General features: G+C 32.4%; 15 protein-coding genes. 1 reads left to right on the top strand and 14 read right to left on the bottom strand.

Going from position 1 to position 19,525, the window contains the following annotated elements; genetic code table 11:
• Window positions 1–13: 13 nt before the first annotated feature.
• From HNQ90_RS07910 to mnmE, 9 genes are all read right to left on the bottom strand, one after another.
• Window positions 14–2,431: a PorP/SprF family type IX secretion system membrane protein gene (locus tag HNQ90_RS07910; RefSeq protein ID WP_144116059.1), complete on the bottom strand. Its 2,418-nt coding sequence runs from the start codon at window positions 2,429–2,431 to the stop codon at window positions 14–16.
• 1 nt (window position 2,432) lies between these two features.
• Window positions 2,433–3,872, bottom strand: a complete 1,440-nt coding sequence (locus tag HNQ90_RS07905) for a T9SS type B sorting domain-containing protein (RefSeq protein WP_144116060.1) — start codon at window positions 3,870–3,872, stop codon at window positions 2,433–2,435.
• A gap of 122 nt (window positions 3,873–3,994) precedes the next feature.
• A complete protein-coding gene (locus HNQ90_RS07900; RefSeq protein ID WP_144116061.1) occupies window positions 3,995–5,320 on the bottom strand; it encodes a hypothetical protein in 1,326 nt (441 codons plus the stop codon).
• Window positions 5,321–5,548: 228 nt separating this feature from the next.
• Window positions 5,549–5,995 (bottom strand): hypothetical protein, encoded by a 447-nt coding sequence (locus HNQ90_RS07895; protein WP_144116062.1) that lies wholly within the window; start codon window positions 5,993–5,995, stop codon window positions 5,549–5,551.
• Window positions 5,996–6,132: 137 nt separating this feature from the next.
• Window positions 6,133–8,205, bottom strand: coding sequence for a lipocalin family protein (locus HNQ90_RS07890; RefSeq protein ID WP_144116063.1), 2,073 nt, complete (start codon window positions 8,203–8,205; stop codon window positions 6,133–6,135).
• 163 nt (window positions 8,206–8,368) lie between these two features.
• Window positions 8,369–9,703, bottom strand: coding sequence for a sugar MFS transporter (locus HNQ90_RS07885; protein WP_144116064.1), 1,335 nt, complete (start codon window positions 9,701–9,703; stop codon window positions 8,369–8,371).
• Between the two features lie 6 nt (window positions 9,704–9,709).
• The gene (locus HNQ90_RS07880) at window positions 9,710–10,039 is read right to left on the bottom strand and encodes a hypothetical protein (protein WP_144116065.1); all 330 of its coding nucleotides are present in this window, start codon (window positions 10,037–10,039) and stop codon (window positions 9,710–9,712) included.
• Between the two features lie 311 nt (window positions 10,040–10,350).
• A complete protein-coding gene (locus HNQ90_RS07875) occupies window positions 10,351–11,586 on the bottom strand; it encodes a peptidoglycan-binding domain-containing protein (RefSeq protein WP_144116066.1) in 1,236 nt (411 codons plus the stop codon).
• Window positions 11,587–12,183: 597 nt separating this feature from the next.
• Window positions 12,184–13,575, bottom strand: coding sequence for a tRNA uridine-5-carboxymethylaminomethyl(34) synthesis GTPase MnmE (gene mnmE / locus HNQ90_RS07870; RefSeq protein WP_144116067.1), 1,392 nt, complete (start codon window positions 13,573–13,575; stop codon window positions 12,184–12,186).
• Between the two features lie 421 nt (window positions 13,576–13,996).
• Between mnmE and HNQ90_RS07865 the strand changes: the two genes are divergently transcribed.
• Complete coding sequence (locus HNQ90_RS07865; RefSeq protein WP_144116068.1) at window positions 13,997–14,425, top strand: hypothetical protein; 429 nt, start codon at window positions 13,997–13,999, stop codon at window positions 14,423–14,425.
• Here HNQ90_RS07865 and HNQ90_RS07860 read toward each other — a convergent pair.
• From HNQ90_RS07860 to HNQ90_RS07840, 5 genes are all read right to left on the bottom strand, one after another.
• Window positions 14,410–15,243: a CvfB family protein gene (locus HNQ90_RS07860; protein WP_144116069.1), complete on the bottom strand. Its 834-nt coding sequence runs from the start codon at window positions 15,241–15,243 to the stop codon at window positions 14,410–14,412. The two genes, HNQ90_RS07865 and HNQ90_RS07860, sit on opposite strands and share 16 nt — an antisense overlap.
• Window positions 15,244–15,548: 305 nt before the next feature.
• Window positions 15,549–15,887, bottom strand: a complete 339-nt coding sequence (locus tag HNQ90_RS07855; protein ID WP_144116070.1) for a DUF2853 family protein — start codon at window positions 15,885–15,887, stop codon at window positions 15,549–15,551.
• Window positions 15,888–15,983: 96 nt separating this feature from the next.
• Window positions 15,984–17,744, bottom strand: coding sequence for a 2-succinyl-5-enolpyruvyl-6-hydroxy-3-cyclohexene-1-carboxylate synthase (menD, locus tag HNQ90_RS07850; protein ID WP_144116071.1), 1,761 nt, complete (start codon window positions 17,742–17,744; stop codon window positions 15,984–15,986).
• Window positions 17,745–17,953: 209 nt separating this feature from the next.
• Window positions 17,954–19,069, bottom strand: a complete 1,116-nt coding sequence (locus tag HNQ90_RS07845) for a chorismate-binding protein (protein WP_144116072.1) — start codon at window positions 19,067–19,069, stop codon at window positions 17,954–17,956.
• Between the two features lie 2 nt (window positions 19,070–19,071).
• Window positions 19,072–19,494, bottom strand: a complete 423-nt coding sequence (locus HNQ90_RS07840) for a PaaI family thioesterase (protein WP_092853293.1) — start codon at window positions 19,492–19,494, stop codon at window positions 19,072–19,074.
• Window positions 19,495–19,525: the final 31 nt, after the last annotated feature.

Here is a 19,525-nt window from a genome sequence, read left to right as displayed (position 1 = left end):
TATTCAAAATCATTTAGTTTTGTATTTTAACCATAGACATGTTACTGTTATATGGCTTACTACCTTTACTTCTATCCATAGCCGACTTAGCTTCTCCAATACTTTCGTACTTTTCGCTATAAATGTAATATTTACTGGTATTTAAATCATAGAAGAAGTCAACATTAATTTCTCCAGACTGAATTGCTTTCTTTAAAAACTCATCTCTTTTAGCTACATCTTTATGTACGGCAATAACTAAGTAATAGCCTTCATCAACGTTATTAATACCATTAACTATTTGAATGTTGCTAAGTGGTTCTCCAAAATCAAAATCTTCTATTGTTAAAACAGTTGCACTTGGCTCTGTAAATTTCTTTATGCGCTCTAAGGCTGTTCTATCTTTATTATATCTATCCTCTTCATTATCATAATCGGCACGTTTTATTCGTCGCCTTCTTTCAAAATCGGTTGCTAACTTAATATCTGTTAAGGCCAAAATTAATTTCTGCTTCTTTTGTTGTGCTTTTGAAATGTCGGTTTTCAATGCTTCAATAGTATTTACATATTCAATATTTACAGCATCATTTTTATCTTTTACTTTTTTAAGTCTTTCCTCATATAAGGCTTCTATTTCGGTAATTTTAGCTTTACCAAAACTTATTGAATTATCAATTTTAAGTTTTAAGCTTTCTATTTCGGCATTTTCTGCTGAAACACTTTTAAATACTTTTGGCTGACTAACAATGCCTTTTTCACTTAAATCGTTTTCTTCTTTTAAGTTATCTAAATCCTCTTGCTTACTGTCTACTTTTTCATTTAACTGATTAAATAGTAGCGCTTGAGATTTTAATGCATCATCTCTAGATTTTTTAAACTCAATTAAAACTTCATCTAAAAGAACTTCTTCTATTTGTTCCTCGCTCTCATCTTTCACTATAGCTTCTTCTTCTACTTGTGCTCTTTCTTGTTCAGCTAATCTTGCTTGTTCTTGCTTTTCTGATTGTAATCTTGCTGCTTCTAATCTTGCTGCTTCTATTTCCTTAGCTTTAGCTTCTGCTGCTGCTTGAACTCTGGCTTGTTCCGCTATTCTTGCTTTCTCTAGCTCTACTGCTTCTAATCTTGCTGCTTCTTCTTCCTTAGCCTTAGCTTCTTCTGCTGCTTGAACTCTTGCTTGTTCCACTATTCTGGCTTGCTCTTGCTCTTCTGCTTGCAATCTTGCTGCTTCTATTTCCTTAGCTCTTGCTTGTTCTACTATTCTGGCTTGCTCTTGCTCTTCTGCTTGTAATCTTGCTGCTTCTATTTCCTTAGCTTTAGTGTCTTCGGCTACTTGAACCGCGCTATTTTCATCCTTTACTGCCACTGGTGTACTTTCTTCCTTCTCAGAAGGAACTTCTGCTGCAACAACTTTAGGCGTTTTAGATTTTGGTGTATTAGTCGTTTTCTTTTTTGATGGCTTTTTGCGCGTTTTAAATGTTCTACGTTTTTTGTTAGATGACAATAGCAACCCATCCTCATCATCATCACCGCTATAATCGTATCTATAGTTATTATTAAATTTATACGCTATTGTAATATCATGAGAATTTCCGAAGGCTGAAAATCCTCCTGCACCTTTTTCATAGTTATATTCAACGGCAATTTGGTTAGTAATATTTAAACCTATTCCCGCAGAAACGGCATATAAACTGTTATAGCCCGCTTGCGCCCAAATTCCTTTTGGTACCATAAGCATTACCATACCTGAAAGAACTGTATTGTCTTTTTTAAAGTCTGAACTAATTAAACCTGTAAACTTACTTTCATCAAAAAAACCACGCGTATTTACATAACCCGTATACAACAAATGCGCTTGAAGGCTTTGCTCTGGATTATCTTCAATCATTTTTGAGTTGGTAAAATTATAAGCTACTAAATTGTTAACCGAAACCCCAAAATCTAAAAAATCGAGACCATAATTTATACCAGGGTTAATGGTTATTACCGAACTTGAAGGGTAATTATCTATAGAAGCATCGGTTACATTGGTAACCACAGCACCTTGATTTATACCACTTTTATAAAAACCTAGATTAAGCCCAAAAGTTAAATTGCTGTACCTATCAAGTACAGCATTGTATGCAAAATTGGCAACTCCACCAAAGGTATTAAGTATCCCATAATTTTGTTGAAACAGACTTAAACCAGCCCCAACATTTTCTCGAAATCTACCGGAATAACTAAACAAATAAGTTTCTGGAGCATTATCAAATTGTGCCCATTGCCTATTATTATTAATGCTTATATATTTATTTTGCTCTCTTACAAAACTAAAGGTTGGGTTAATAAATTGTTTATTGAATTTTAAAGAATTTCGGGCAGGTATATTAAACGCCACAACTCCATCTGCTTGAGAATAGAGTTGCTGTATAATACAGAAAAATAAAACTATATGGCATAGATATTTTTTCATGCTACCTTAATACGGTTATTGAACCTTTTTTTGTTTTACCATTAGATGTGGTTATTATATAATAGTATAGTGGATTTATATCTTTAAAATCGATTTGATTTTCCGGCCAATTGTTTTGATAATTCTTGGTTTGTAAAACAATATTGCCTTGGGCGTTTATAATTACTACTTCGGTATTAGTCCCATTTACATAAGCTTTAGGTATTATCCATGTATCATTTGCTCCGTCGCCATTTGGACTAATTACATTCGGAATTTTTTCAACGCTAGGAAATGTGGATTGTGCAGTAAAATTATATGTTGTTGATGATTTGCACCCTACCGTTTGCGTAACAGTAACTTTATATGCACCAACTTCTGAAACTTCGTAGCTATTTGTAGTTGCGTTTTCAATTAAAACATCATTAAAAAACCACGAGAACTCATAATCATTAGTCGTAGTTGTAACGGTGGCTATAAAAGATTCATTTTCATCTAACTCATTAACATCCTCTACATTTATGGAACTAGAAAATTGAGAAGCATCTAAATTTATAGTCGCACTCGTCATACAATTTCCTAAATCGATGTTTACCGTGTATTCCGCAGTTTCATTGGTTTCTAGCATTTGCTTTGTAGCGCCTTCAATTGCTTCACCATTTTTAAACCATTGGTATCCATTGGCGTTAATAGCACTTAATACTGTTGGTCCATCGGTTGAGCAATATGGGTTTCCTAAACTAGAACTGATACTACTTTTTGAATCTGATGCCGCTTCACTAATAGTTACACGATTAGAAAACGAATTTGACGTACACGTTCCGTAATTAGTTTCGGCAAAAAAGGTTCCTGGTTCGCTAACCGATAAGGTATTACCTTCTGAAATAAACACCGATGTTGTTGGACCCGTTTCTTTAAACCAATTAAAGGTTAAAGAACTGTATTGTAATGGTGAATCATTTTCCGATCCGCCAGGGTTATCTATAGTTAATAAGTAGCTTCCTCCAGAGCAATACACCCCAGAAGCTATTAAATTATTAATCGAGAAGGGTGTGTCTTGTAATTTGTAATAGGCAGGAAAAGCATTAGAGCTTAAACTTGTTGATGTAGGTGCCGTACTTTTAATTCGGATTCTGTAGGCTTCGCCTGATGTTGTATTTGGTACTAAAAAACTAAAAGTTACTGGCGATGTTGTTACAGCTCCTGCATTAGAAGCATAGACTTGCGTTGCATTAGAAAAACTTCCTGTTCCATCTGAAAATTCTACAATAAATTGGTTTGAAGCTTCCAATTCGGATTCTGGCGAAAATGAAAAAGAAACATTATAGGTGTTAAAAGAAGGACTAGCACAGGCTTGTGTAAAGCCTAAGTTTGGTTTACTAATTACTATTTGAGCATAAGTTAATTCGTTAAAACAAAAAACGAACAAAACCGGAATGTAAAATAAAGTAAATTTCCTCATGCCATTTTATTTTTTTAATAAAACGTCTAGAAACTAATGTCTTCTACCAAGGTAGAATAATTAAAAATTTTCAAGATTTATGAGAGGGTAAATAGGAAAATATTGAGACTAGGGTTTTATTTTTAATCCATTCTTAAATCTGGATCCACTTCGTTTGATGCTATAATTTTATTGATTCGTAATCTGTAATCTGGTCGTTTAGCACTTCTGGTATCTATAAAAGTTTCAAAATTATCACCTTTAGAATACACGTTAAAAAAAGCACTATTACCATACCAGTTTTCTAAGTCTTCATTATTCGAATTGTATTCAACAAATATGTTTCCATTACAATTGTTAAAAAGCATCGCAGTAAAGTTTATTTTTTCTAAATTTTCCTGATTAATTGCTATTTTTTCATCTAGAATAACCGCAGGATTAAATCCAGAAATAACACTTTTATTCATATTAAGTAAAGCATCCTTACCAATAAAAACAGCTTCTTGAACTAAATTCATTTTAATATCTGTCTCTAAATCTTTGCTATCATTTAAAAAGGTTAAATTTTTAGCAACTACGCGTGTTCCGCTTTTTGTAAAATCTACTTCATCCTCCTTACTATACGATAACACTTGCAAGCATCTTGAACCTTCATTGCTAGAAACATAAGGCGATCGTATTGCCATTGAATTAAGGATTTGGCATTGCGCGCCATAATTAAATTTATAATCGTTGCTATTTGCTTTATAAGAAACCATATTATACATGCTTAAGTTTCCTCCTAACACTTCAATAGCATTTCCAGCAGCGTAGCTTACCATAACATTTTCTACAATGGTTTCGCTACCAACACCTGCCAATAATAAACCACTAAAATAACTTCCATTAGCTACTCGTTTTCCTGCAAACTCAATTCTAACATATCTTAATATCCCAGAACTGTCATCATTATTTTCACCACCGTAATTTACAGCGGCATAGGAATCTGAATTTAAATTGCTGTGAAATGATGCTACTGATCCATTACCAAATTTATTTGAAGGTGCATCTCCTAGTATGGTTAATCCACCCCAATCGCCTGCTTTTTTAACGCTGCGGTTAGATGTAAAAACAATAGGATCTGTTTGAAGACCTTCTGCCATAATAGTAGCACCTTTAGCTACTGTTAAAGAACCATTTGAATTATAATCACCAATAATAACAGTTCCTGGCTCGATAGTTAGTGTAACGTTTTCTGAAACAAAAACACTACCTAGCAATAAATACACATCCTTTTTATAAAGTGTGGTGTTCTCGCTTATACTACCTGTTAATATTTTTGTAGGCTCTGGGCTTTCGCTCTGGTTAGGCCTAAAATCTGTCCAATTATTTAGCCAGTTATCTTCGCCTACTATTCCTTTTTCTTGTTGCGCATAACTAGTACTAGTTAAAACAAGTAATATGAAAATGATTTGGGTAAAATTTTTCATAGTTAAATTTATTTTTAAAACTAAAATTAATTGCTCATTTTAGTTGATACTCAAAATTAGAAAAAAATCCACGAAATACCAATTTTTTCGTTAAATAACATTTTTTTAATACCTACAAGCTACTATTAATCGATGAAATACCAAGTAAACAGTTAAAAAACACAATGTTAGACCTTCTAAAATCGACAATTTTTCACTAAAAACAATCGAAAAACAAATGATTAAAGTCTAACGAAAATCGTTGTACTGATGTAGTGATTTCATGATATCTTCATAGAACAAAATACCTGTAATTAAACTACCTGTGTCTGCATAGGGAAGATATTCTACTAGAAATGTGTTAGATTCTTCCATAAACGTATCGGTAGAATCAAACTGACTATCCAACGCCTTTTTATTATCGTTGTTAGTTGGAATACCTAAGGTAGCCATTGTAATACCTGGTTTTGTTGCAAATGCTATATATGGCAATGTCTTAATTAAAACCTCTATACGCTCTGAATATAAGGTTATTAACTGCCCCTTGTGCATACGCTCTAGCTCTCCTTTGTTATGATATTTGCTAATGGTAACTTTCTCGCTAATAAAACTTTTAGGAGCCTTCTTTTTTTGTGCATAACTCATGCCTGTAAAGAATAAAAGGCTTAAACTGATTACTATAACCTTTATGTTCATGTTGTAGATTTTTGGGGTTCTTACACAAATTTATGTAATTAATCGTTAAAAACAATCATTTTATCGATTTATTTTTACTTTTTTTTAAACATAAACAGTTTTTACCTACAAAATAGACACTTATGTTTAACTTAATTCTATTTAATACGCTCGATAAAAATATCAGCTTTATCATTTATATTATCAGTTAACCTTTCTTTTTTTAAACCACTGGAAATGCTCATTACATCGCCTTTGTAGTTTTCAAAAACAAATAAAGGATAACCAATTGTTGGGGTTTTGGTTACTAAACGCGTATTTCTATTAAGTTGTAAAACTTCTTTTTTGTGAATACTTTCTGAATTGACTTGCCAATTAGGATCGTTATTGGTTCCGAAAATAGTTGTTCCATTAATGCTTAAACCTGAAGCAAAATAAGGTTCTTCAAACGATTCTAGTAAACCGAAAGAACTTGTTGAATATAATTTATTTTCCTTATAACTGATTATATATTGGCCTACAGCGCTATATTCGCTTTTAGATTCCCAATTATTTAGAATTGGTATTGGTACAATTTGATTAAATGTTAAATTACCATTTACATCCACATCAAACACATAACTATTCACTTCATTATTATGACCAACAATTATTTTGTTATTATTTAAACCAAAACATTTATAATAAAAACTACCCTGATGGTTTGTAAAATGTGGCTTAGTATCTACAAGGGTTAAATTGGCATTATCTCTAGTAAATGTATAAACGTCATTATTAGTTATAAAAAGCCAATAACCATTATTGGTGTAAATAAAATCATGGACTCCTAATATATTAGGGTTTAAAGCATATTTATATTCCAGTGTAGCCGCATCATAAACATATAACTCTGATGCTTGCTCTATAAAAAGTTCATTACCATAGCTTGTACGTATTGTTTTTATTGGTATTCCTGTTGAAAAATTTGGGGTATAATTGGAAACAGCTTCGGTTTGCTTAGTTTCATAATTAAAACGATGAATGTTATAAATGGTTTCTTGCCCACGCTCCTTACCATAAAAATAAACTACGGGTTCGGTGTTATCTACTGCATAACTTTCTATAGCCTTTATATCTATAATTTCTTGTCGTTTATAGTTTACCTCCCAAAACGTAGTAACATCATAATTAACGAAACTCGTTTTATTACCAAAAATATTATGCACATAAAGCACGTAAAATGGATTTTCTAGGTAAGGCGGATTTTCATCAACAAAAGACGTGGTTTCTATATTATTCAAGATAGCAACGGTATATTCCTGTTGACCAGAACCAGTACCTCCACCATAATTTGAAAACGCTAATTCGTAATGTGAAAAGTACGGATCTTCACTTTTACTCCAATTAAAAGAAATTTGATTGGAGTTTACAGTAGGCTCGTAAAGATTTACTGGCGACGGTCTAATATATTCTGTAGTAAAATCATTAAGATAACTTTCTCCTAATAAACCTTGATTGGTATAAACTTTAATAAAATAACAAAGTCTTTTTGCGGATTTTGGCGGATTTAAGTCTGTAAATTCAGTTTCATTTACATCTGTTATGGTTTTAATAAGTGTGGCATTTCCTTTAGAACAATTATCGCCTTCACTTCTATAAATCTCGTAACGATCAAATTCATTAAACCCTGCATAAGCATCCCAATTATAACTTATTAAGTTTTCAAACCCAGACTCATTATTTCTATAAAAGGTATTCGAAATTACATCAATTTCGTTTGGTTTATAAGGTTTAGCGTAAATTGTTATAACATCTAATTCGCCATCCTCATCAATATCAAACCTACTTTTAAATACTAATTGATTCTTGTCTAATTTAGTAATAACAAGCTCATCATTTTGATTAAAATTATTAGATAAATTAATTATCCCATTGGCTAACTCCCAGTTAAGCACATTTAAAAAATAATCGCATCCACTACTTTCAAATACATATTCGGTATATCTTTTATTCTCTGAAAAAATAAAGAAATCTCTACCACACTCTTGGTAGTTAAGTGGTACATCTGCAACAACGCCTTGGTATTCAACATTAAAAATAGCCCAAATACCATACAAATCTGTTTCTGAAGCCGATTTGTATGTATTACTATAAAAACTATTAACACCTTGATTATCTTGTAAATCGTCATCGCTACCACAAGAAATAACTAACAGAAATATTACTACTAAAGAAAAGAGTCTTAACACCATATTACATTTATTTACAGAAGGTGTACGTCTCCAAATAAATGGCTAATGTATTTTTCCAATAAGGATATACAACTTCTAACTTAAACAAAAGTAGTTTAAGTTTTGTTGAAATTTACTTATGTGTTAATAAAAACAGCCTTTTGTCAACCAAAAAATTAGAGTATTAATTATCTTTTTTCAATCCTAATTTATGGCCTGAAATAGCATAATATAAAATTATGGTATAGCACGGTAACAAAATCCAGTAGCCCTTTGTAGATGCCGTTGCAGTAGCTAAAGCCTCATTCATGCCTTCGGCTAAATATGCTGCTTTATTTCCATCTACTAGTTGCCCATACAGAGGCGGAATTATAGCACCCCCTGAAATAGCCATAATTAATAGTGCCGATGCCGTTTTGGTAAATTTACCAAGACCATTTAATGTTAAAGGCCATACTGCTGGCCATACTAAAGCATTGGCAATACCTAATGCTGCCACAAATAATACCGAAGTAAAACCTGTTGTAAAAACAATGCACAATGAAAATATTATACCTAATAGCGCACTTAATTTTAAGGCCTTAGTTTGACTAATATATTTTGGTATTAAAATAGCACCAAGCGCATAGGTTGCCACCATAGCCATTAATGTAAAGGTTGTAAAAAATTTGGCGTCTGCTGTAGGAATTCCTAATGAAATACCATAAGCTATAATAGTATCGCCTGCAATAACCTCGACACCTACATACATAAATAAGGTTAACACACCTAACCATAAATGCGGAAACTGAAAAATACTAGTTTTTGTAGTTGTTCCATTTGCTGTTTCTTCTATTGGTTCCGGCTCAACGTGTGGTAATGGTGCCTTTAAAATTAATAAGCCTAATACAAATAAAACAACAGCCATAGTTATATAAGGCATTACTACACTATCTGCCATAGTATCTAACAACTGTGCTTTTTCAGTACTCGAAACGGTTTTTAATTGCTCGTTAATCTCGTCAATTCCTGATAGTAAAAGCGCACCAAAAATAAGCGATCCTAATGCACCAGCCACCTTGTTGGCAATTCCCATAATTGAAATACGTTTAGCTGCACTTTCTATAGGGCCTAAAATAGTAATATAAGGATTGGATGCTGTTTGTAAAAGTGTCATTCCGGCTCCTTGTATAAAAATACCACCTAAAAACATCCAATATGTTCTAGCCTCGGCTGCAGGTATAAAAACTAACGCTCCTAAACCCATAATAAATAATCCTAAAGACATTCCTTTTCTATAACCTGTTTTCTCTAAAATATAAGAGGCGGGCAAAGCCATAACTACAAATGAAATATATGAAGCCGATGCCACTAAAAGTGATTGAGCCGATGTTAACTCGCTTATAGTTTTCATAAAAGGAATTAAAGCACCATTTATCCAGGTTACAAAACCAAATATGAAAAATAGACCAGCTATAATTAAAATTGGAACTAAGGTTTTATTTTTTGGTTCTGATAATGGTTGATTACTTTGATCCATAATTAATTATTTTCTTGATTGGTTATTATAAATTTGAATTATTTGATTAAAAATAGATTGTAGCTGTTTGTTTATTTTGTAGCATATCTCTTTAGACCTGCTCAATATAGTAATTTGAAGTTTTATTTCCTGCCCACTATTAGCTATATTTTTAATATTAAAATAGACATTAGGATAGTAAATTTTTAAACCTTCAGTTTTTTCCTGAAGATATAAATCGAATTCTCCAGAAACCCAATTGATAAACTTAATGTATGTTTCTTGATGGGTTAAGGTTTCTTGATGAACAAGTGTGTAATAAGGTTTTAAATATTTTATGCTACCTTTTAAATCCATATAATTTAACAGAAATATTGTTAACACATATTTCTAAACTAGAACTAAAAAAAGAAGAACTGAACTCTCAGTTCTTCTCTTAAACAAATTAACTTAAAAATGATATAAACAAATCTTTACATTTTTTGCTTAGATTATTTATAAAGGAAATGGAAAACAAACGCATTAATAAATAATTTCGACCGGTAACATGTTAAATTAGATTAAGGTTGTTTTTTTAAATAAAAAGAGAGGCCTTGTCAGACCTCTCGTTTTCCAAAACTAAACTCGTGTAATAATTACAATACTGATGATATTTTAGAATTCTAGCTTTAACCCCCTGTCATTTTATCTAAAGCGTTTTTAGCATAATTTGCCCCAAAACTAGAATCAATATCTAAAGACTCTTCTCGCCCTAAAGTATACAAAAAGTTATTAACGCCTGGTTTTGTATAACAGATAACCATATCTGCAAGCATATTATAAGCGCCTTTGGTTTTCTTAGCAGATGTAGTTAAATCGCCATAACTTCTGGATGCAAACTTTGAGCAATCAATAACCTGATTATGGTTATTTATATAACTTTTACCAGAAATTACTTGACAACCTGCCGAGAAATTAGTGCTCCCCATACCAGACCAATGAATGTTAATTGAATTATTTACATGTATGCCTAAAGCTTTACCATTATTATCTGTTATATCAAGATCTTTAGGCGACAGAGAATTATCATTATCCCAGTCTCGTAAAACTAAAACACCAGTGGCAATATTAGGTTTTCCTGCTTTATAAATTTTTGATTCTTTCCAGATTTTATGCCAGCCAAATCGATAATCATGTTGCCCTTCTACTAAAAAAGGTTCGTCTTTTCGACCTGCCATTCGAGCACTTGGATCTGTAGAACCCCAAAACTTAAACACCTGACCGTTAACTAGTAATATAAAAATATCATCATTTTCGCGGTCGTGTACTGCCTTATCCTGATTACGACGAATTCCTATTAAATGAATTTCATCTTGGTTAAATTTCCAATCCTTTACCTTTCGGGTGGAATATGTTTTACTTAGGCTATTTACATGTTTTAAAATAGGCCCGGGATTAGAGGTGTAAAATGTTTTCGCTTTTTCTAACAGTTTAAACCAATCTTTATATTCTTGTGAAGGGGAAGACATTGGCCCCCAACTACAAACTTTGTTTTGAGCAATCCACCTATTAATATGTTTCATAGTACCGCTACCAACAAATCCATCTGGCACCACGGTTTTATCGCCTTCTTCATCAATAGTTCTTACATACTCTTGAAATAAACGAACTGCCGACTGCGTTGCATAATCAAATACACCAATGTTCATTCTACTCGTTAAAAACCCAGAATTCATAAGAAATTGTTGCAGTTTTTCAACTTCATTACCTTCTTCTTTCCTAAACGATCTCCATGTGGTACGGTCATCATCTCTAAATGTAACTTTTTCAACTAATAAACCATCTTTGTGATAAGGCCGCAGAAATTTTTTTCGATCGCTTGGATATCTTGAAGTATCAGTACTTCCTAAAAATAATAATGCCATTGGTTTGCTTTTAAATGTTAAACTAATTGTTTTAATTTCACTAGATATTAATCTCTAACATCAAATTTCATATCCAACAATGAGGCAAAATGACCACTCATTTTGTAATGTCCTCATGTCTTTATAATAAAATTTAAAGATGCGTTTGATTTTATTGCAGCTATTAACCGTCCTATTTAAGAAGCGTATTACTTTTTGGTTGTTTTAGTTATACAATACACTTTATTATGGCTTCATTTAAAACCATAACATACCCCATACTTATTGGGTAATAAAAAAAGTTGCTATTGTATTTTTTAAAAGGGAGATTTTAATTACCTATAAATTAAGTAACTACATCAAATATAAGAAAAATATTTCAATTAGCATTATACATAAATCCCCCACTCTTTTACGTGGTCTCGTAAAAAAGTAATGCTACTTATTTTGTGAAATAAACTTAATAGAATATTTTTTTTAAGTAAAGACATTAAAAACTTTAAGCTAAGCTCAAGTTACACAAAAGAGAACATTATTTTACATGCAAATAGTAAATTAACGCCCTCCTATTTATGGCGTTTTTGGTTAAAGAATTTAAATACGGAGTGGTTGTTTTTATTACTTTCCAATACAGAAATTAGCAAAAATATTACCCAACAAATCATCGTTAGTAATTTCTCCGGTAATTTCACCAAAGTGGTACAAAGCCTGACGAATATCAATGGCTAATAAATCGCCAGATAATCCAGAATCTAAACCGTACTTAACCTTATCAATTTCTTCAAAAGCTTTTAAAAGAGAATCGTAATGACGCGAATTGGTTACTATGGTATCGTTATTTCTTAAAGCTCCTGTATTAACAAAACTAAGTAACTGGTTTTTAAGCGCATCAACACCATCGCCACTTTTAGCAGAAATTAAGGTTAAACCTTCTATTTGCGACTGAATAACCTGCATAGCATCCTCAGAAAGTTTATCCATTTTATTAGCAATAACAATAAGCGGTTTTAAAGGATACTTGTTTTTTATTTTTTCTATTTCTACTTTAAAAGTTGCACTAGCCGATTCAAACTCTGTAGAATCAAACAAGTAAATAACCACCTGTGCTTGGTCTATTTTCTCGAATGTTTTTTTAATACCTATACTTTCTACCACATCTTTAGTTTCTCTAATACCAGCGGTATCAATAAATCGGAATCCAATACCACCAATAGAAATTTCATCTTCAATGGTATCTCTAGTCGTTCCTGCAATGTCCGAAACTATAGCACGTTCTTCATTTAATAGGGCGTTTAAAAGCGTAGATTTCCCCACATTTGGTTCACCTACAATAGCCACAGGAATACCGTTTTTAATCACATTACCCACAGCAAACGAATCTATTAAACGTTTTAAAACAAAACGAATACGCTCCACCAATTCCTTAAACTGCGTTCTATCTGCAAACTCCACATCCTCTTCTGCAAAATCAAGTTCCAACTCTATTAACGATGCAAAATTTAAAAGTTCCTCTCTAAGTTTGGCTATTTCACTAGAAAAGCCACCACGCATTTGCTGCATAGCTATTTGATGAGACGCCTCATTATCACTAGAAATTAAATCGGCAACAGCTTCAGCTTGACTCAAATCTAACTTAGCATTTAAAAACGCTCGAAGTGTAAACTCGCCAGCAGTAGCCATTCGGCATCCTTTTCTAACAAATAATTGAATAATTTCTTGTTGGATGTAATTGGAACCATGACAAGAAACCTCTACAACATCCTCACCAGTATAAGAATTCGGGTTTTTAAAAATAGATACTAAAACTTCATCTATAGTTCTATCGCCATCCATAATATGACCTAAATGTATGGTATGCGTTTTTTGTGAGGCTAACGCCTTATTAGTTTTAACAGATTTAAAACAGGCGTCTGCTAATGCTATAGCCTCGTTACCAGAAAGTCTTATTACAGCAATCGCACCAGCGCCCGATGGCGTTGCTAAAGCTACTATAGTGTCTTGATTTATCATGTGGTAAAAATACTAAATTTGAAATGCTATTAATAGCAAATAATTTTTAAAATCATCCTAGCCTTATTTCAAAGTTTAAAAATAAATTAATGGGGCTACTCTCTTATTTTCTACACTCAACAAAAAAAAGTTTAATGTTTTTTAATATAAAACTTTACAGCAGTTTACAATTATTGAGTTCTTATAAAAAACCCCTAAATGGTAAAAAGAATTCAACAATAAAAAAAATAAATATAATTTTTTCGAAGAATTTTAACAGATAAATACTACATAACAATAACTATTGGTCTTAAAAATTATAGTTTATTTAACACTTTATTATACTTATAATGTGACCTGCTAAGTATTTATGTGTCACATAAACAATTAATTACCTCATATTAATCCACCTAGTGCAACGAGGAAAAGACTTGCAAACAAAATGAAAATATTAGAATCTGAATTTTCTGAACAAATTACAAAGTTCGTCGAAAACGAAGTTGGCTATATTTATTTCTTTAACCATATAGCCGTTGTTGAAATAAATGAAGGCGTACATTTAGATATTAATAATGCACCAAAAATTATAAATGAACTAAACAAATATTTTAAAGAAACTATGCCTTATGGTGTAGTTGCAAACCGTATTAATTCGTACTCCGTAAACCTAGTGCACGTACCCTTAATTAGAAAAATGGCTAAAAATCTATATGCTTATGGTGTTGTTGGTCATGATTTAGCAGGAAAAATGAATGCTGCTATAGAAAACGATTTCTGTAAAGCAGATAAAGTAGAATACGACAGTTTATTCGATGCCGTAAATTCCATCTACAATAAAGTACAAAGTAATTCCTTTTATTCTACTAAATAAATCCCATCGCTTTTAATCTCTATTAAGCGCTTTTTATATAACGTTCCAATAGCCTTTTTAAAGTTCTTTTTACTCATTTGTAAGGTATCCTTAATGGCTTCCGGACTCGATTTATCCGTTAAGTTTAAAAACCCATTATCATCCTGTAACGCTTTCATAATACGATCGGCGTTAGGTTCAATATTCCTATACCCTACTTGGCCTAAAGTAATATCTAGTTTATTTCCTGGTCTAATCTTTTTAACGATTCCTTTAAGCTTATCACCTACACTTAAATCCCTAAAAATACTGTCCTTATAAATTAAACCAATATGTTTTTTGTTTACAATAACATTAACACCAATGTCCGATGGATGCGAAACAATTAAATCAACCTCCTCAAACTCACTAACCGTTAACTCGTTATTATCTAAAAAGCGGTTTGTTTTACTAGACGCCACTAACCTATCGGTTTTTTCATCTATATAACAATGTACCAAATACCAACCACCTTGCTTCATTTTAAAAGCCTGCTCGCTAAATGGGCAAAACAATTCTTTTACCAATCCCCAATCTAAAAAAGCACCATAATCTGTAACTTGGTTACAACGTAATAATGCAAATTCGTTAATTTTAATATAAGGCATATCGGTAGTAGCAACAGGACGCTGCTCATTATCCAAATACACAAATACATCAAGCTTTTCCCAAATCTTAAATTCTTCAGGAACGTATCGATTAGGCAATAACACTTGGTTATCCTCATCATCAATTAAATAAACTCCATGTTCAGATTCACGAAGTATTTCAAGCGTATTTATTTCCCCTAATTTTATCATGCCACAAAGGTAATAAATTTTAAATCTTACACGATATTAATAAGCACTCAAGTTATACTAATTATACAGCAAAATTTAATTAATTTTTTGGGCGCAACACCTCCTAAGGTCGGTGTCGGGCTATCCGCTACAAGTCCTCGCACCTCCTACGTCGGGCTGTGGGCTTTCCACTACTATCCCTTGCGCATGTCATGGCAGCAATAAAGTACAAACAACAAAAATTCTTAATTACGATATCCATAAAATTAAAAACAAAAAAAAACGCTACAGCAATGTAACGTTTTAAATATTTTATAAACTAGGTTCTAGTAAATAGACTCTTTACCAAAATGCTTAGTAAGCATGTAGTATACAACAGCTCTATATTTGTTACGGTTAGATTTTCCATAAGTTTCCATTACAGATGCAATAGCTTCATCCAACTTAGGTCCATCACTTAATCCTAATTTTTTAATTAAGAAGTTATTTTTAACAGTAGCTAATTCAGAGTCATCCGATCCTGAAACCGTTGCCGCATCCTTATTATAAATAGATGGTCCACAACCAATAGTTACTTTAGTTAATAAATCCATGTCTGGGTTAACACCGCATTTGTCTTTTAAATCGGCAGCATATTTTACAATAAGCTCGTCTCTTTTACTCATAATAATAAAGTTTAAATATGTTAGAAAAAAATTAAATAGTTATCCGTTTTAAAGGTACTAATTTTTTGACACAATAATTATCTAACGGTCACATTATTATCTTACAAACTCGAAGTAATTTAGCAGTATTTCATCATTAATATCCTTCGGTGTAAAAATTTCTAAAAGTTTAGGATGCTCACTTTCCATGTAAAACGATTCCAAGCTTGTTTTAAGCGTTGCTTCGTCTGTTGCTACCTCGTAATTTAAACCATACATTTTGCATAAATGTTCGGCAGTTAAGTTATGATTGGTCTCAAAATACGTATCAAAATTCTCAGTGTTTTTATGTCCAGGTAAAATTCTAAAAATACCTCCCCCTTTATTATTCACAACAATAATTCTAAGGCTTTTAGGTATGTAATTATTCCAAAGCGCATTGCTATCATAAAAGAAACTTAAATCGCCTGTTATAAAAACGGTTGGTTTCGTGCTAGCAACAGAACAACCAATGGCTGTAGATGTACTTCCATCAATACCACTCGTACCTCTATTACAAAACACATCAATACTTTTATGTATTTTAAATAGTTGTGTATACCTAATGGTCGAGCTATTTCCAGATTGTAATATATAATCATCTGGAATCGATTTTAAAACACTATTAAACACCTTAAAATCAGAAAATGGAATTTCTGCCATATAGGCTTTATGTCTCTTACTTCTATGTTGTTTTACCGCTGTCCAAGTAGCTTTATAATTACTCTTTACGTAATGCGTAACTCTAGGCAAAAACAATTCAAAAAACGCGTTTGGCGATTTTTTAATATGCGTATCTAAACAAAAAAACGTGTCCTTAGCCATTTTAGCATCAATATGCCAATGGTGTTTAGGCTGGTATTGCCGTAAAAACTGCTTAATTTTTTTAGAGATAATTAAACCTCCAAATGTTACTAGAATATCGGGTTGTAACTGCTTTTTTTCCTCCGGGTTAAGCGGTGCAATTAACTTATCAATACTAGGAAAAAAACTAGAATGGTGTAGGTTTGATGTGCTTTCGGTTAAAACAATTACACTATCATCTTCGGCTATTTCGTCTAACCATTTCTTCTCTATTTCATTCGGTCCGTTTACACCTACCAAAATCATTTTTTTCGATGCCGAATTCCAATCTTCAAAACAAGATTTTAAAACATAATCTTCAACATCCTCTTCCTTAGCTACAGCTTCAATTATTTTTGGCGAAACGCTCAAGGTTTCAACCATATCATATAAAGGCTCATCAAAAGGAACATTAATATGTACGGGACCTTTTTTTATGTTTGCCGCATTTATGGCTGTATTTATTTCTTCTTCATTATTGGTTTGAATATCTTTTTGCAGTCCTAATAAACGTTCAAACTTATCTTCTAGGTTTTTAAAAATAGGCAGTTCTTCATGACTAGGCACCTGTTTTTCATCTTTTAAATCTAGCTTTAAATTAGCCGAATATAAAATATGATTTTCAAAAACATTTTTCTGATTAATGGTTTGTCCATCTCCAATACCTACTAAATGTTTAGGTCTATCTGCCGAAATAACTATTAACGGAATATTACTAAAAAAAGCTTCAGATACCGCTGGGTAATAATTAAGTAACGCGCTACCCGAAGTACAAACTACAGCCGTAGGTTCCTTTAATTGTTGCGCTATTCCTAGTGCAAAAAAAGCTGCACAGCGCTCATCAACAATACTATAACATTTAAAAAAAGGATCGTTAGTAAAACCAATAGTTAAAGGTGCATTTCTACTTCCTGGTGAAATAATAATGTGCTTAACACCTTTAGTTTTACAAAGTTGAATAACGGTTTGGGCAAGCGGAATTTTAGGGTAAATCATGTAGCAATTTTATAAAAGAACTCTTCTTGATTTTTTAAACTCCATAAAAACGGATATAATCCGCCCTTATTTTGTCTATTTCAATATACTTAGCGATGCTTTGCCTAAAAAAACAGTTTTATATAAACATATTTTAACTCTTTTCTGGATATAATAAAAAAGTCAAGATGAGTGCTACAAAAATACAAAATAGCCCTTTAAATTACCATTTATAAAACAGATTTAATGACTACCGATTTTGATACCGTTTCAACCCACTCGCTAACCGCATTGGAGCTTTCGGTTACACCACCACCAACATAAATTATGGCTGCTTCATTTTTTAGCTGCATACAGCGTAAATTAACATACAACTGGGTGCTTTTGCGCTTTACAGCATAGGCTCTATTTTCTATATTACGTTTACTTGATCTTGGTGCGATAATGGTTTCGCAATTTAACTCACCTAAAAAACCTGTGTAAAATTCGCGGTTATAATTTTCGTTTTCTAATATAAATTGTTTAGCCATTTGCTTTGGCAAACCACAAACTGCAGGTGTTGGATGCAAGGCTTCAATAACTTGTTTTAATGGCGTATTTGCTTTTAACTGCGCCATAATCATGGTTTTTAAATGCACTAAATTTCCGGCTTTTACGGTTTCGACTTCCGAAACTTTAAAATCCTCCACCGATGGTTTAAGGTTATCAATTATAAAATCGGTTACAAATTGCTGTTCTTGTTTTTCTTTGTTTTGCCAAACTACATCCAAGCTACCGTTATACTCTTGTGTGCCTGCTAACGCCATAATTGAAAACCGTTGGCCTTCAATTTTAATTAACGTTTCTGGCGTTGCACCTAACCACAACCCTACTTTTGGGTGATACCAACAATATACAAAAGCCGATTTATAGGTGTTTAAAAGCCGTTTAAAAATCTGAAACGGATTATCTTCTGTTAGTTTTACCGTTTCTTGTCGCGATAACACCACTTTCTTTAATTCTGAATTTAAAATGGCATCTACGCCTTTATTAACCAAATTAATATGACAATGCTCCGCTTCGGGTGATGCGCCTGGTAACGATTTAGAAGCTTCAACGGATTCTTCAACGACATAAGACGTTGAAATAATTTCGGATAAAGCACTAGGCATTAACACTGTTTTTGTTATGTCATCGAACGGCGAAAACACAAAACCATCTTCTGTAAAATCTGCAGTAAAATGTAAACTCGAATCCTTTTGTAGTCGTGCCGAAACTTTACCTAAGTTAGGTTTTCTGTAGCTTACAAATGGTAATTTATTTTGAAAATGCGATTCAATACGCTCAAAAAAATCGTTTGAAATCATTCTTATTTTTTAGGTAAAGCAATAGTTGAAAGCTTACAGATAGAAATTAAATTATCGGCGTCGTCGGTTACTCGAATTTCCAATAATTGTGTTGTTCTGCCTTTGTGAATAAACGTTGCTTTTGCATAAACAAATCCCTCCTTAACACTTTTTAAATGATTTGCCGAAATTTCTATGCCGCGAACAAAAAACTTATCGGTATCAATAAAAATATGAGAAGCAAAACTACCAACGCTTTCTGCTAAAGCTGCTGTAGCACCGCCATGTAAAACACCATCTGGCTGATATACTCTAGAGTTAACGGGCATTCTTGCAATTAGAAAGTCTTCACCAAAGTCAATCATTTCAATTTGTAATGTTTCCATTAAAGTGTTTTTACACGCCAATTTAGCGCGCTCCAGCGTATCTTTTTTAGATAATTGCATATAATAGTTTATTTTTATTCGCAGTTGTAAA

The sequence above is a fragment of the Algibacter amylolyticus genome, from assembly GCF_014202225.1.
Classification (GTDB): domain Bacteria; phylum Bacteroidota; class Bacteroidia; order Flavobacteriales; family Flavobacteriaceae; genus Algibacter_B; species Algibacter_B amylolyticus.
This window is presented reverse-complemented; position numbering and strand designations above follow the sequence as displayed.

Bases quoted from the DNA above. Each gene is read 5' to 3' on its own strand.
- HNQ90_RS07910 (WP_144116059.1), bottom strand. From the start codon at position 2,431: ATGAAAAAATATCTATGCCATATAGTTTTATTTTTCTGTATTATACAG.
- HNQ90_RS07905 (WP_144116060.1), bottom strand. From the start codon at position 3,872: ATGAGGAAATTTACTTTATTTTACATTCCGGTTTTGTTCGTTTTTTGT.
- HNQ90_RS07900 (WP_144116061.1), bottom strand. From the start codon at position 5,320: ATGAAAAATTTTACCCAAATCATTTTCATATTACTTGTTTTAACTAGT.
- HNQ90_RS07895 (WP_144116062.1), bottom strand. From the start codon at position 5,995: ATGAACATAAAGGTTATAGTAATCAGTTTAAGCCTTTTATTCTTTACA.
- HNQ90_RS07890 (WP_144116063.1), bottom strand. From the start codon at position 8,205: ATGGTGTTAAGACTCTTTTCTTTAGTAGTAATATTTCTGTTAGTTATT.
- HNQ90_RS07885 (WP_144116064.1), bottom strand. From the start codon at position 9,703: ATGGATCAAAGTAATCAACCATTATCAGAACCAAAAAATAAAACCTTA.
- HNQ90_RS07880 (WP_144116065.1), bottom strand. From the start codon at position 10,039: ATGGATTTAAAAGGTAGCATAAAATATTTAAAACCTTATTACACACTT.
- HNQ90_RS07875 (WP_144116066.1), bottom strand. From the start codon at position 11,586: ATGGCATTATTATTTTTAGGAAGTACTGATACTTCAAGATATCCAAGC.
- mnmE (WP_144116067.1), bottom strand. From the start codon at position 13,575: ATGATAAATCAAGACACTATAGTAGCTTTAGCAACGCCATCGGGCGCT.
- HNQ90_RS07865 (WP_144116068.1), top strand. From the start codon at position 13,997: ATGAAAATATTAGAATCTGAATTTTCTGAACAAATTACAAAGTTCGTC.
- HNQ90_RS07860 (WP_144116069.1), bottom strand. From the start codon at position 15,243: ATGATAAAATTAGGGGAAATAAATACGCTTGAAATACTTCGTGAATCT.
- HNQ90_RS07855 (WP_144116070.1), bottom strand. From the start codon at position 15,887: ATGAGTAAAAGAGACGAGCTTATTGTAAAATATGCTGCCGATTTAAAA.
- menD (WP_144116071.1), bottom strand. From the start codon at position 17,744: ATGATTTACCCTAAAATTCCGCTTGCCCAAACCGTTATTCAACTTTGT.
- HNQ90_RS07845 (WP_144116072.1), bottom strand. From the start codon at position 19,069: ATGATTTCAAACGATTTTTTTGAGCGTATTGAATCGCATTTTCAAAAT.
- HNQ90_RS07840 (WP_092853293.1), bottom strand. From the start codon at position 19,494: ATGCAATTATCTAAAAAAGATACGCTGGAGCGCGCTAAATTGGCGTGT.